The following is a 12561-nucleotide window of genomic DNA, read 5'->3' as shown; positions in this document are numbered from 1 at the left end:
TTTACAGCAAAACTGAAATTCCAAATGATTTAGGATTGCATAATTAAGGTTGTATCTTTGCTGTTAAAATCTAATTCTATGGCCACTAAAGTGCGTGTACGTTTTGCTCCCAGTCCAACAGGACCTCTACATATAGGCGGGGTGAGAACGGCTTTATTTAATTATTTATTTGCAAAAAAACATAAGGGTGACTTCCTGCTTCGCATTGAAGATACAGATCAAAACCGTTATGTTGAAGGTGCTGAAGATTATATTGTTGAAGCCTTAAACTGGTGCGGAATTCCGTTTGATGAAGGTCCCGGAAAAGAAGGTGATTTTGGTCCTTACCGCCAGAGTGAGCGCAAAGAAATCTATAAAGAATACGCTGAAAAGCTGATAGCATCGGGAAATGCATATTATGCTTTTGATACCGCTGAAGCTCTTGATGATCATAGAAAAGATCATGAAGCCAAAGGAAAAACTTTTATCTATAACTGGCATAACAGGGAAAAACTTTCAAATTCCATTTCCCTTTCAGAAAAAGAAGTTCAGGAAAAACTGGATGCAGAAGAACCTTATGTGGTACGTTTTAAATCTCCTGCAAATGAAACATTGCATATAAAAGACGAGATTCGCGGTGCAATGGAGATTGACACCAGCATTTTAGATGACAAAGTTTTGTACAAAAGTGATGGAATGCCTACTTATCACCTGGCAAATATTGTGGACGATCATTTAATGGAAATTACTCATGTTATTAGAGGTGAAGAATGGTTACCGTCCCTGGCTTTACACGTGATGTTATATCGTGCCTTTGGCTGGCAGGCTCCTATTTTTGCCCATTTGCCACTTATTTTAAAGCCACAGGGAAAAGGAAAATTAAGCAAACGTGACGGTGATAAAATGGGCTTCCCCGTATTTCCACTGGAATGGAAAGATCCTAAGTCTGGAGAAATTTCTTCTGGATATCGTGAAGAAGACTTTTTTCCCGAAGCTGTTACCAATATGCTTGCATTTTTAGGATGGAATCCGGGTACCGAAAGGGAATTCTTTAAAATTGATGAACTCGTAGAGGCTTTTGAGCTTTCCAGAGTGCATAAAGGAGGTGCAAAATTTGATCCTGAAAAGACAAAATGGTTTCAGCAGCATTATCTTCAGGAAGCAGATAATACCTTTCTAGCTTCAGAATTTCAGAAGTTAATAAAGGAAAAAGGTTTTTCCCCGGAAGAAGATTATGTGAAAAATGTTGTCGCCCTTATAAAAGAACGTGCTGTTTTTGTTGAAGATCTCTGGGAGCAGGGCCATTTCTTTTTTATGTCTCCTAGTTCCTATGATCCTAAAAACTCTAAAAAAGCCTGGAAAGAAGATACCAGTGCTTTAATGGAAGAGCTAATACCTGTTTTACAAAATACAGACAACTGGTCATCTGGAAATTTACAGGAGACTGTAAAGCAGTGGATTGGACAAAAAGAAGTCGGCTTTGGAAAAGTGATGCAGCCTTTACGTCTTGCCTTGGTAGGTGCAATGCAGGGACCGGACCTTTACATAATTGCAGAATTTATTGGAAAGGAAGAAACGATTAACAGAATTAAAAGTGCAATTTCTACACTGGATTAGATCTTTAGAGGAATATACCCGTGATACAATTCTACGGAAACTTATTTGAAACCCGGATTTTAAAAGAATCCGGGTTTTTTGTGCACATTCTTTCATCCTCATCATAAATCAATATTTCCTATATTTCCGCAATCAATAATTCTCAAACAATGGCAAGCTTCATTCTATTACCTCTACTCGGTTTAATTGTTCTGGTAATTCTTTTTTCCGGAATATTTACCGTAAAACAACAATCTGCGGCAATCCTGGAACGCTTCGGAAGATTTTTAAGCATCAGAAATTCCGGTCTGCACTTCAAAATCCCAATTATCGACCGTATTGCCGGAAGAATAAACCTGAAGGTGCAACAACTGGACGTACTCGTAGAAACTAAAACAAAAGACAATGTATTCGTTAAGCTGAAAATTTCGGTACAATTCCAGGTAGTAAAGTCAAACGTATATGACGCGTTTTACAAGCTCGAAAGTCCACACGACCAGATTACCGCCTATGTTTTTGATGTTGTGCGGGCAGAAGTGCCTAAAATGAAGCTGGACGATGTTTTTGAACGTAAAGACGATATTGCAGTAGCCGTAAACCGGGAATTAAATCAGGCCATGCAGGATTACGGATACGATATTATAAAAACGCTGGTGACAGATATAGATCCCGATGTACAGGTAAAAGCCGCAATGAACCGTATTAACGCCGCGGAAAGAGAAAAAGTAGCTGCGGAATTTGTTGCTGAAGCAGATAGGATAAAGATCGTGGCCAAAGCCCGTGCCGAAGCAGAGAGCAAGCGCCTCCAGGGACAGGGAATTGCAGACCAGCGTCGGGAAATTGCTCGCGGACTGGAAGAAAGCGTGGATGTACTGAACAACGTGGGAATAAACTCCCAGGAAGCCTCTGCCCTCATCGTGGTAACACAACACTACGATACGCTACAAGCCATTGGAGAAGAAACTAACAGTAACCTTATCTTATTACCCAATTCCCCACAGGCAGGTAGTGAAATGCTGAATAACATGGTTGCTTCCTTCACCGCATCCAACCAAATTGGTGAGGCTATGAAAGAAAAGAACAAGGAAAAATTTGAAAAAGCCAGGAGCAACAAAGAATTAGCCCGGGAAAAGGAAAGAGAGGATAACGATGATGAACAGAAGATTGAATAAAACGTGTGCATCCGAAGATGTTTTAAGGTTGTGTGCACATGAAAAAAGCCTTTGAAAAATAAATTTCAAAGGCTTCCTATTTTATAAAATTATTCGGCTGTAATTACTTTTTTGAACCTGCAACCATTTTCTTTATTCCGAAAATTTTTGAAATTGCTTTAAGAATAAGAGCCTTCTGGATCATGGAACCGAAAAGGTCACTGGCTATAGAGGCAGGAGATACATTAGATTTCACCTGATCGATACTTAGCTTTACTTCTTCCTTATCTATATCTGTCTGAAGTTTCATAATCTTAAGATCCCTGTCAATCTGATCATAAGAAGTATATCTCTTTTTCATAACAATTTATTTAAAAAAGGATTCTGACGCTTTGGTAAGGATCAGCTTTCCAATTTTCTTTCTTAGCAGGATTACAAGTATTACCAAAAAAACATAAAACCCACCAACTATCCAGTATCCTGCGCTAGGTGAATCAAGTGCCACGCTTATAGCAATAGCGCCTGCAATGGAGAGAAAAATTAAAGCAAACACGCCAAAGAAAAACAGGAGTAAAATGTTTACCACAGCGGTAACACCTTTTACTCCACCTTTAAAGGCTTTTAATTTAAAATATTCAGCGTTACTTTGGGAAAAAGATCGAAGATTTTCCTTTAATTCCGCTATGCTGTCGCTTAATTTTTCAAATGCCATACGCTAAATTATACTACGGCTTTTCCGGTTTTACCTGCTTCTCCTGTTACGGGATCTCCGGCTTTCAATTGCCCCGAAGCTTCTGAGCTACCGTTTCTTGCCTCTTTTTGCAACTTTGCATTTTGCTTCTTTAGCTCTTCCAACTTAGATTCTAGTGCAGACAAGATATCATCTGCCTTATAACTAGCTGAAGAAAGTGTCTCTTCAAGACGGGTTTCAAAATCTGTACGGGCTTTTTTGGCCTTTTCTGTTAAATTAGATGAAGTTTCTTTATATTTCTTATTAAGATCTTTTTGTGCTTTTTCAGCATCTTTCTTTATCTTCTTTCTGGTTTCTTCTCCACTTCCGGGAGCATACAATACGCCTACTCCTGCTCCAATTGCAGCGCCTGTAATTAATGCGAGTAAAGTGCTTCCTGTATTTGCCATAGTTGTTTTGTTGATTTAGTTATTACTACTTACAAAGATACGGGAACAGACACTCTGCCGCTGTTAATAACCGGTTAATATGTTAATTTCCTATGCTAAAGTATTCTTAAAGAAAACTTTAAACAGCTTAGTTACCAGACTTTTTAGTCCAGGAATCCCTTAGAGTGACTGTGCGATTAAAAATTAGGTTCTCTTTTGTAGAATCTTGGTCAACGCAGAAATAACCTATACGCTGGAACTGAAACTTCTCCTCTATCTCTGCCTCTTGAAGACTTGGTTCTAAATAACCCTTTATAACCTTAAGCGATTCCGGATTTATGAGGTCTACAAAGTCCTTCTCCTTATTAGCATCAGGAGTTTCTTCAGAAAAAAGACGATCGTAAAGCCTTACTTCAGCTTCAATAGCATGTTTTACAGAAACCCAGTGCAGCGTTCCCTTCACCTTCCGAAGGGATTCCGGACTACCGCTACCGCTTTTACTCTTTGGATCGTAGGTACAGTGAATTTCAATAATATTTCCTTTCTCATCCTTTACAACATCCTCGCCCTTGATGATGTATGCATTTTTTAATCGTACCTCTTTCCCCAAAGTAAGCCTGAAGAATTTGCGGTTAGCACTTTCTTTAAAATCTTCCTGTTCTATATAGAGCTCCCTCGAAAATGGCAATTTTCGTGTTCCTGCACTTTCATCCTCCGGGTTATTCTCTGCTTCCAGCCATTCTTCTTTCCCTTCCTCATAATTGGTAATTACAAGCTTAACAGGATCCAAAACAGCCATTACACGCGGTGCGGTTTTGTTGAGATCTTCCCTGGCACAGAACTCCAGGTGGGCAACATCAATAATATTTTCCCGCTTCCCGACTCCAATAGATTCAGCAAAATTCCGAATAGAATCTGGTGTATAACCTCTTCTTCTTAACCCGGAAATAGTAGGCATTCTGGGATCATCCCAGGAATTTACCACTCCTTTTTCAACCAACTGCAGTAATTTTCTTTTGCTCACAACAGTATGACTTAAATTTCGACGGGCAAATTCCCGTTGTTTCGGTTTCAATTCTCCGGATTTACTCACTTTCTCCACAAACCAGTTGTACAATTCTCTATGCGGAAGAAATTCCAGCGTACAGAAAGAGTGCGAAATATGTTCAATAAAATCGCTTTCACCGTGAGCCCAGTCATACATGGGGTAAATTTTCCAGGTGTCCTTGGTACGATGGTGGCTCTTGTGCAAACAACGATACATTACCGGGTCGCGCATAAGCATATTTGGAGAAGCCATATCTATTTTAGCACGTAAAACATGCGCACCTTCAGATGTTTCGCCGTTCTTCATTTTTTCAAAAAGAGCAAGGTTATCTTCTACGGAACGGCTTCGGTACGGACTTTCTTTTCCGGGTTCTGTTGGTGTTCCTTTTTGTTCAGCAATTGCTTCTGAATCTTGACTGTCTACATAAGCATATCCGTTTTTGATAAGCTCTACCGCCCAGTCATAAAGCTGCTGAAAATAATCTGAAGCATAACACTCCTTAGCCCATTTAAAGCCAAGCCACTCTACATCTCGTTTAATGGCATCTACGAATTCCTGCTCTTCTTTAATGGGATTGGTATCGTCAAAACGAAGGTTAACAGGAGCATCATATTTCTCCCCAAGTCCAAAATTGAGACAAATGGACGAGGCATGGCCAATATGCAAGTAACCGTTTGGTTCCGGCGGAAAACGAAATTTCAGATCTTCTTTTTTATATTCAGATTTTAGATCTTCTTCTATAATTTGCTCAATAAAATTGAGTGATCTTTTTGCTTCAGACATAGTTGTGTTTAAATAATAAACAAAGTTATCAAAAATAAGATGTCCGCGAATGTTCAAAAAGGATAAGAATCTATATTTTTTAAAATTACATTTGGGAATTTATGAAAGTAAAATTGTAGCATAAACTCCTTCAGCAGTTATATTTGTAAAAAAACAGACGTGGGAAAAATAAAACTTAAGAACATAAAAATATTTGCTTATCACGGTTGCCTGGACGAAGAAGGTAAAATTGGCAGCGACTATCGCGTAGATCTAAGCGTAAAAGGTGATTTATCTCATTCTTCCAAAACCGATAGCCTTGGCGACACTATAGATTATGTGCACTTAAATAAAATAGTAAAGGAAGAGATGGCTATACGCTCCAAACTGCTTGAAAATGTGGCAGAAAGGATAATTAACCGGACCCTGGAAGAAATAATTCTTGTGCAAAAAGTAAAGGTTGAAGTTTCTAAAATTAATCCTCCCATTGGCGGAAATGTGGCGATGGTAACTGTTAGCAGGAGTAAATCCCGTTAGATATTAGTTTTAGAAATTAAATTTTTACTACATTTGCCATCCAGAAAATGGCATCGTGGCCGAGTGGCTAGGCAGAGCTCTGCAAAAGCTTGTACAGCGGTTCGAATCCGCTCGATGCCTCAAAGAAGCTTCCTTTTAAGTAAGGGAGCTTTTTCTTTTTGTAATTTATCCGTTATTAAACTTCCCCATGTTACTAATGATGTCCCGAAAATTGCCATTTTCGGCAATGGTCTCTATCTGGTCCTTAATTTCACCCGCCTGGTCTGGAAACGCTCCCTGGAAAATAAGAACACCTCCAAAGAAAATAAGCAGGACGCTAATACCCCTTTTCATATAATAAATACGATTTGGAGTTAATTGATGGTTCAACTTTTTGGCGAGTAGAATCTTAAGGATGTCAACAATGAGATAAGTTCCTAAAACCGAAGAGAAAAAAAGGATAATCCTGTTGGTTTCCATATCCATTTTTGGGGTAAAAACGATTACCAGCCCAAGCCAGAAACCTAGGACTCCCACATTTATAAAATTAAGCAGAAAACCTTTTGCTGCCAGACCTAAATAGTCACTTTTACTGAGTTTTCTGATTTCCGGAGTTTCCTCTTCTTCCCTTTGAAAAACCTTTTTTGTACGTATAAAACTCATTAAACCGTAGGTCATAAGAATAGCACCTCCAAAGATAAACAGGCCCGGGTCATCTTTTATACTATTCAGTAACTTATTAGTACTAAAGTAAGCGATAAAAAGAAAGACTATATCTGCCACTATAACCCCCAAATCCAGAGCTAGTGCCGCTCTAAAGCCTTTTATAGCCGCAGTTTCCAATAAAACAAAAAAAACAGGCCCAAATAAAAAAGCCAGAAAGAGACCTAATGGCAAACCTGCTAAAATATCCTGTAACATAATTTCGATATGTTCCCCAATTAAAAGCTTTGGTTTTTTCTTATAATTTTCCCGCCGAGCAGCGTTTGTTTATCTATCACTTCAGGATTGCCATAAACGTTTACAGTTCCCCCTGCCCGTACTTTGGCTGTAACTTTATTGGAAGCCTTAATGTCTCCTACCCCACCGGCACTTATCCCAATTGCGACATTTTCAGATTCTAAATTTCCTCCGTAGAATTTGCCTCCTGCGCGTATGGTAATATCCTGATTGACAGCTTTTCCCTCTACATCAATTTCTCCTCCTGTAAAAGCCCCGGAATTCAATTCCTGAACATCAACATTTGCAAAAATCAGAGATCCTTCCTGCACTTGAAATTCAAATTCCTGTTGTTTGATTTTGTCTTTCAGTCGTACTACAGAACTTTGGAAAACATTCAATTTTTGCAATTCGTTGTAGTAAATCCTTATCCTGGTATTATCAGGTTTCCAGATATTATCCAGTCTCATTTTTACTTTAAGAACTCCATCTTCGGAAGTAATATTCACTTCTTCCTTGCTCTGCCCGTCTATAACGGCTCTGTTTGTACTACCGGCAAGGAGTTCTACTTCTAAACCATTGTAAACTTTTACTTCGGAAAAATCTTCTAATTCCTGAACTATTTCCTGCGCTGATAGCATACTGCTGAACAACAAAAACAGAAAAGTGATCTTTTTCATCTGAAATTATTTGTTTTCGACTTCTTCTTTTAAACCAAGTAAATTAAAATCGAGATGACGCTTCAGCAAATCGGCATTTTTTACGTTTACATAAACTTCATCTCCCAACTGGTAGACTTTTTTAGTTTTCCTGCCTACCACTGCATAATTTTCCTCATCAAATTCGTAATGATCATCTTTTAAATCCCTAAGCCTGATCATTCCTTCACATTTATTTTCGAGAATTTCCACAAAGATACCCCAGTCTGTCACTCCTGAAATTACCCCTACAAAATCTTCGTCCTGGTGATCCTGCATAAATTTAACCTGCATGTACTTAATGGAATCCCTCTCTGCACTGGTAGCCAGGCCTTCCATATCACTGCTATGATGACATTTTTCTTCATACTCATCCTGACTGGCAGACGGATTATTATCCAGATAACGCTGTAACAATCTATGCACCATCACATCTGGATAACGTCTAATTGGAGAAGTAAAGTGTGTATAATAATCGAAAGCCAAACCGTAATGACCAATATTTTCTGTTCCGTAATACGCTTTACTCATCGTTCTGATGGTAAGGGTATCCACCATATTCTGTTCTTTTGTCCCCTGAACATCCACCAATAGGGAATTTAATGAAGAAGCAATTGCATTTTTATCCTTTAAATTAAGTTTATGGCCAAATTTTGAAACTATAGTTTGCAAAGATGCAAGCTTAGCATCATCGGGTTCGTCATGGCAACGATATACAAAAGTCTTTTTTGGATCTTGTTTTCCGATAAACTCTGCTACTTTTTTGTTAGCCAGAAGCATAAATTCTTCTATAAGTTTATTGGCATCTTTTGAGGTTTTAAAGAATACGCCAACAGGTTCATTTTGCTCATCAAGTTGGAATTTAACCTCTACTTTATCAAAAGAAATTGCCCCTTCCCGCATTCTGCGCGAGCGCATTATTTTTGCCAGTCCGTTAAGCTCCAAAACAGCTTCTACAATGTTTTCATCGGCTTTATAAGCATCTTCTTTTATAGAAACACCAGCAGGAATGTCTCCTCCCCTGGTTTCGATAATATGTTGTGCCTCTTCATAAGCAAAACGTGCATCTGAATAGGTAACGGTTCGTCCGAACCATTGGTCTACAACTTTCGCATTCTTATCAATCTTAAAAACTGCCGAAAATGTATATTTTTCTTCGTTAGGCCTAAGGGAACAGGCATTATTGGAAAGAATTTCCGGTAACATAGGCACTACCCTATCTACCAGATATACAGAAGTTGCCCTTTCATAAGCTTCTTCATCCAAAATTGTATCCGGTTTTAGGTAATGGGAAACATCTGCAATATGAATGCCTACCTCAAAATGCCCATTATTGAGCTTCTGAAAACTTAGTGCATCATCAAAATCCTTGGCATCTTTGGGATCTATCGTAAAAGTGAGAACATCCCGCATATCGCGGCGCTTCTTGATTTCCGATTCCTGGATAGAAGTGTCTATCTCATTTGCAAATTCTTCAACTTCAGTAGGAAAATCATGTGGAAGCCCGTACTGAGCTAAAATTCCGTGAATTTCGGTTTGGTGTTCTCCCGGCGTACCGAGTACTTTTGTAATTTTACCAAATGGTGAATCGGCTTTTTCAGGCCATTCTTCCATTTCTACAACAACCTTATCACCATTTTTCGCATCCTGGATCTTATTCTTCTGCACAAAAAAGTCGGTGTACATCTTGGAGTCATCTATTCTTACAAACCCAAAATCTTTCTTTAAATCCAGGATGCCGACAAATTCTGTTCTTTTCCTGTTAATAACTTTGGTTACCTCACCTTCAGATTTCCTTTTTCTCCTGTTGTTATAGATGTAAATCTCTACTTCATCTCCATGAAAGGCCGTGTTAAGATAGTTCTGAGGAATAAAAACATCATCTGCCAGATCTTCAACCATCACGTAACCATAACCCTTGGTGGTCATATCCAGTTTCCCCTGATAATAATTTTTACGTCCTTCAATTTTAAATTTACCCCGTTCAACCTGTTCAATTTCTTTTTTTGCAGCAAGCTGGGCAAGTTTTTTTGTGATCTCGTTCCTGCTCCCGGGATCATCTACTCCTAAAATTGAAGCTATTTGTTTGTAATTATATGCTTTACCTGCATTTTTCCTTAGAATATCTATAATTTTCTTGGATAGGTCACCAAGATTTTTACTGGAGCTGTTTCTCTTCTTTTTCTTCATAAATTATTTAAACGATAAAATTACAGCTTAAAAGTTACATTAAAGATTTTTGAGTGCAAAGTTTTATGAATCGTCTAAGAGCGATTTTTATCCATAAGTGTCAGACAATGCAAATGTTATGTAAGTAAATGAACTACAATAATATTGTAAAACGTTATAATTATCTTAAAGTATTACTAAATTTGTATACGAGTCTCTCCCTTAGACTTTAAAAATTAAAAGTAAAACTATGGGTTTGAGTAAGCCAAATAAAATATCACTTCTTTTTATTTTTATTTTAGGAGTGATTGGGTTTGTTGCATACATCAACAGATCATTAGATAAAAACTCCAGTGCAGATCCTATCTTTTCTACTGTAGATCTGCAGGATACCTCTTTAACCATTCAGGATTAAGTAGTATATTTATAGGGCTATTCTTTGCTGCTATGAAAAATTTTAGTTGCCTTGCAACCTTCACTTATCCTCATGAATATCTGGTAATTCAATCCATTTTTAATGAGGAAAACATTCGTTATTTCCTTCAGAATGAACTGTTTATTGGCATTTTTCCCTGTTACTCAAATGCCCTTGGCGGGATTAAGCTTATGGTCCATCCCGAAGATATCACCGACGCTAAAAAGATCCTGGATTCATTTCAAGACAGATCTTCTCACCTTAAAATAGTCTAGTTGTTAACAGCTATTATATTATTATTTATTTCTTCTTTTTTAAAAATCTAAAAATGTAGGTTATGATAGTGTGTTAACTTGTAGAACAATTTTTTAGGGAATTGTTTGTTATTTCACTTGTGATTTTTTCATAACAGTTTATCAACAGCGCTAATAAAATATAAAGCCTTGATAGTCTTTATATTTTAAGAATTACTTAACAGATGCAAATAAGCAAATGTTAATATAAATTCTTAATTCTTTTCCAGTGAACAGATGTTTATAAGATAAATTTGACTGCTTATAAGTTGCGCAAAAAAGACGGAGTTATTTCTTCGATATCCCGTTTAATTTTTGCTATTGAAATTATTTTCTTCTTCACCAAAAAAGATTGTGAGATTCTCATCCCCGGTTATCCACATAGTATTGTCAATTAGAAGTAGCTGAAAATAAAGGTGTTTCAGAAAGTAATTAACAATTCAAAATCGTGGGGGTTAAAAAGGCTTTTTTTACCTTTGATTTTCTAATATGATAAAGATGAAAATAGCAATAGGAAACGATCACGCAGGAACCGGTTACAAAGAAAAAGTAGTACAATACCTTGGAAATAAAGGTATTGAAGTTATTAACTACGGGACAAATTCTGAAGACAGTGTGGATTACCCAGATTTTGTTCATCCGGTGGCAGAAGATGTTAGTAACAACAAAGCCGATTTTGGAATTATAATTTGTGGTAGTGGTAACGGCGCGAATATGACTGCCAATAAACACCAGGCAATCCGTTCTGCACTTTGCTGGACTGCAGAAATTGCAGAGCTTGCAAGAAGTCACAATAATGCTAATATCCTTAGCGTTCCTGCGCGTTTTGTCTCTGTACATCAGACTATCGATATGGTAAAAACTTTTTTAAACACCGGCTTTGAAGGAGGTAGACACCAGGAGCGGATAGATAAAATTCCTTCAAAAGAATAAATGGGCCACTCTCACAGCCATAATCATTCTCATGAAGTACAGGGAAAAAACCTGTTGATTTCTATTGTTCTAAATATTGGTATCACGGTCGCACAGGTAATTGGCGGACTGTTGAGTGGTAGCCTTGCACTCCTTTCTGATGCCTTACATAATTTTAGTGATGTTGTATCGCTTATTATAAGCTATATAGCCAATAAACTTGTAAAAAAAGAGGCCTCCCTAACCCGTACTTTTGGATTTAAGAGAGCTGAAATAATTGCTGCTTTCGTAAATGCAGCTACACTTATAGTTGTGGCTGTTCTATTAATAAACGAGGCTGGACAGAGATTTCAGGAACCACCCCAGATTGATTCAAATCTTGTAATATGGCTTTCGATTTTAGCTATAGCGGGAAATGGCTTCAGCGTTTTGCTTTTAAAGAAGGACAGTAGCAGCAACATGAACATGCGCTCTGCCTACCTGCATCTGTTAACAGATTTAATGGCTTCTGTAGCAGTTTTAATTGGAGGTATTTTAATGAAGTATTTTCAGCTATTCTGGATAGATAGTGCTCTTACGTTGGGAATTGCTATTTATTTGATAGTCGTTGGCTGGGATCTATTGAAATCTTCGGTAAGAGTGTTAATGTTATTTACGCCAGATGATCTTGCCCTTGAAGAAATTGTAAAAAAAATAAGTGAAATTCCCGAAATAAAAAATGTGCATCACGTGCATGTTTGGCAGTTAAACGAAGAGGAAACGCATCTGGAGGCTCATATAGATTTTAATGAAGATATTTCCCTGTCGCAATTTGATGTTATTCTTGAAAAAATAGAGCATTTGGTGTTTCATAACTTCAACATCAATCACGTGAATATACAGCCCGAATTCGGAAAATGTGATGATAAAGATCTTGTTGTACAGGATTAAAAATTTGAATTGAATGAATATAAAAATCAAAATT

The 12561-nt window shown here is 37.6% G+C and carries 14 protein-coding genes and 1 tRNA gene; 8 read left to right on the top strand and 7 right to left on the bottom strand.

From position 1 onward, the window contains the following. Nucleotides 1-78: 78 nt before the first annotated feature. Nucleotides 79-1596: a glutamate--tRNA ligase gene (gene gltX, locus RM529_RS13955; RefSeq protein WP_311485382.1), complete on the top strand. Its 1518-nt coding sequence runs from the start codon at nucleotides 79-81 to the stop codon at nucleotides 1594-1596. 149 nt (nucleotides 1597-1745) lie between these two features. Continuing rightward, nucleotides 1746-2747: an SPFH domain-containing protein gene (locus RM529_RS13950; protein ID WP_311485381.1), complete on the top strand. Its 1002-nt coding sequence runs from the start codon at nucleotides 1746-1748 to the stop codon at nucleotides 2745-2747. Nucleotides 2748-2850: 103 nt separating this feature from the next. Here RM529_RS13950 and RM529_RS13945 read toward each other — a convergent pair whose 3' ends face one another. The 4 genes from RM529_RS13945 to RM529_RS13930 form a co-directional block, all read right to left on the bottom strand. After that, complete coding sequence (locus RM529_RS13945; RefSeq protein WP_311485380.1) at nucleotides 2851-3087, bottom strand: DUF6327 family protein; 237 nt, start codon at nucleotides 3085-3087, stop codon at nucleotides 2851-2853. A 6-nt stretch (nucleotides 3088-3093) separates the two neighbouring features. Continuing rightward, nucleotides 3094-3438 carry a phage holin family protein gene (locus RM529_RS13940; RefSeq protein ID WP_311485379.1) on the bottom strand — a complete coding sequence of 115 codons (345 nt, stop codon included), beginning with the start codon at nucleotides 3436-3438 and terminating at the stop codon, nucleotides 3094-3096. 8 nt (nucleotides 3439-3446) lie between these two features. Then, complete coding sequence (locus tag RM529_RS13935; protein WP_311485378.1) at nucleotides 3447-3866, bottom strand: YtxH domain-containing protein; 420 nt, start codon at nucleotides 3864-3866, stop codon at nucleotides 3447-3449. A 127-nt stretch (nucleotides 3867-3993) separates the two neighbouring features. Next, nucleotides 3994-5676, bottom strand: coding sequence for a glutamine--tRNA ligase/YqeY domain fusion protein (locus RM529_RS13930; RefSeq protein WP_311485377.1), 1683 nt, complete (start codon nucleotides 5674-5676; stop codon nucleotides 3994-3996). A 159-nt stretch (nucleotides 5677-5835) separates the two neighbouring features. On the opposite strand from RM529_RS13930, the gene folB reads away from it, so the two are divergent. Next, the gene (gene folB, locus RM529_RS13925) at nucleotides 5836-6192 is read left to right on the top strand and encodes a dihydroneopterin aldolase (RefSeq protein ID WP_311485376.1); all 357 of its coding nucleotides are present in this window, start codon (nucleotides 5836-5838) and stop codon (nucleotides 6190-6192) included. Between the two features lie 49 nt (nucleotides 6193-6241). Next, nucleotides 6242-6312, top strand: a tRNA-Cys gene (locus tag RM529_RS13920). A gap of 45 nt (nucleotides 6313-6357) precedes the next feature. On the opposite strand, the gene RM529_RS13915 is transcribed toward RM529_RS13920, so the two are convergent. Genes RM529_RS13915 through rnr form a run of 3 tightly spaced genes read right to left on the bottom strand, consistent with a single transcriptional unit; the run spans nucleotide 6358 to nucleotide 9998 of the window. After that, entirely contained in the window at nucleotides 6358-7092 is a 735-nt protein-coding gene (locus tag RM529_RS13915) for a LysE family translocator (RefSeq protein ID WP_311485375.1), read from the bottom strand. A gap of 20 nt (nucleotides 7093-7112) precedes the next feature. Continuing rightward, nucleotides 7113-7790, bottom strand: coding sequence for a head GIN domain-containing protein (locus RM529_RS13910; RefSeq protein ID WP_311485374.1), 678 nt, complete (start codon nucleotides 7788-7790; stop codon nucleotides 7113-7115). Nucleotides 7791-7796: 6 nt separating this feature from the next. Then, nucleotides 7797-9998, bottom strand: coding sequence for a ribonuclease R (rnr, locus tag RM529_RS13905; RefSeq protein ID WP_311485373.1), 2202 nt, complete (start codon nucleotides 9996-9998; stop codon nucleotides 7797-7799). Between the two features lie 229 nt (nucleotides 9999-10227). Here rnr and RM529_RS13900 point away from each other — a divergent pair, with 229 nt between their 5' ends. From RM529_RS13900 to RM529_RS13885, 4 genes are all read left to right on the top strand, one after another. Then, on the top strand, nucleotides 10228-10392 hold the full coding sequence (locus RM529_RS13900; protein WP_311485372.1) for a hypothetical protein: 165 nt from the start codon (nucleotides 10228-10230) through the stop codon (nucleotides 10390-10392). A gap of 32 nt (nucleotides 10393-10424) precedes the next feature. After that, complete coding sequence (locus RM529_RS13895; protein ID WP_311485371.1) at nucleotides 10425-10667, top strand: putative signal transducing protein; 243 nt, start codon at nucleotides 10425-10427, stop codon at nucleotides 10665-10667. Between the two features lie 516 nt (nucleotides 10668-11183). Next, on the top strand, nucleotides 11184-11618 hold the full coding sequence (rpiB, locus tag RM529_RS13890; RefSeq protein WP_311485370.1) for a ribose 5-phosphate isomerase B: 435 nt from the start codon (nucleotides 11184-11186) through the stop codon (nucleotides 11616-11618). Further along, on the top strand, nucleotides 11619-12527 hold the full coding sequence (locus RM529_RS13885; protein ID WP_311485369.1) for a cation diffusion facilitator family transporter: 909 nt from the start codon (nucleotides 11619-11621) through the stop codon (nucleotides 12525-12527). It abuts the gene before it with no gap. Nucleotides 12528-12561 lie beyond the last annotated feature (34 nt).

The organism is Autumnicola edwardsiae (assembly GCF_031846505.1).
In the GTDB taxonomy this organism is placed as follows: domain Bacteria; phylum Bacteroidota; class Bacteroidia; order Flavobacteriales; family Flavobacteriaceae; genus Autumnicola; species Autumnicola edwardsiae.
Note: the sequence above shows the minus strand (reverse complement) of the source record. Positions and strands in the feature narration are given on the sequence as shown.

What these genes read in the sequence shown, in the direction of transcription:
- gltX (WP_311485382.1), top strand. Translation starts at nt 79, where the DNA reads ATGGCCACTAAAGTGCGTGTACGTTTTGCTCCCAGTCCAACAGGACCT.
- RM529_RS13950 (WP_311485381.1), top strand. Translation starts at nt 1,746, where the DNA reads ATGGCAAGCTTCATTCTATTACCTCTACTCGGTTTAATTGTTCTGGTA.
- RM529_RS13945 (WP_311485380.1), bottom strand. Translation starts at nt 3,087, where the DNA reads ATGAAAAAGAGATATACTTCTTATGATCAGATTGACAGGGATCTTAAG.
- RM529_RS13940 (WP_311485379.1), bottom strand. Translation starts at nt 3,438, where the DNA reads ATGGCATTTGAAAAATTAAGCGACAGCATAGCGGAATTAAAGGAAAAT.
- RM529_RS13935 (WP_311485378.1), bottom strand. Translation starts at nt 3,866, where the DNA reads ATGGCAAATACAGGAAGCACTTTACTCGCATTAATTACAGGCGCTGCA.
- RM529_RS13930 (WP_311485377.1), bottom strand. Translation starts at nt 5,676, where the DNA reads ATGTCTGAAGCAAAAAGATCACTCAATTTTATTGAGCAAATTATAGAA.
- RM529_RS13915 (WP_311485375.1), bottom strand. Translation starts at nt 7,092, where the DNA reads ATGTTACAGGATATTTTAGCAGGTTTGCCATTAGGTCTCTTTCTGGCT.
- RM529_RS13910 (WP_311485374.1), bottom strand. Translation starts at nt 7,790, where the DNA reads ATGAAAAAGATCACTTTTCTGTTTTTGTTGTTCAGCAGTATGCTATCA.
- rnr (WP_311485373.1), bottom strand. Translation starts at nt 9,998, where the DNA reads ATGAAGAAAAAGAAGAGAAACAGCTCCAGTAAAAATCTTGGTGACCTA.
- RM529_RS13900 (WP_311485372.1), top strand. Translation starts at nt 10,228, where the DNA reads ATGGGTTTGAGTAAGCCAAATAAAATATCACTTCTTTTTATTTTTATT.
- RM529_RS13895 (WP_311485371.1), top strand. Translation starts at nt 10,425, where the DNA reads ATGAAAAATTTTAGTTGCCTTGCAACCTTCACTTATCCTCATGAATAT.
- rpiB (WP_311485370.1), top strand. Translation starts at nt 11,184, where the DNA reads ATGAAAATAGCAATAGGAAACGATCACGCAGGAACCGGTTACAAAGAA.
- RM529_RS13885 (WP_311485369.1), top strand. Translation starts at nt 11,619, where the DNA reads ATGGGCCACTCTCACAGCCATAATCATTCTCATGAAGTACAGGGAAAA.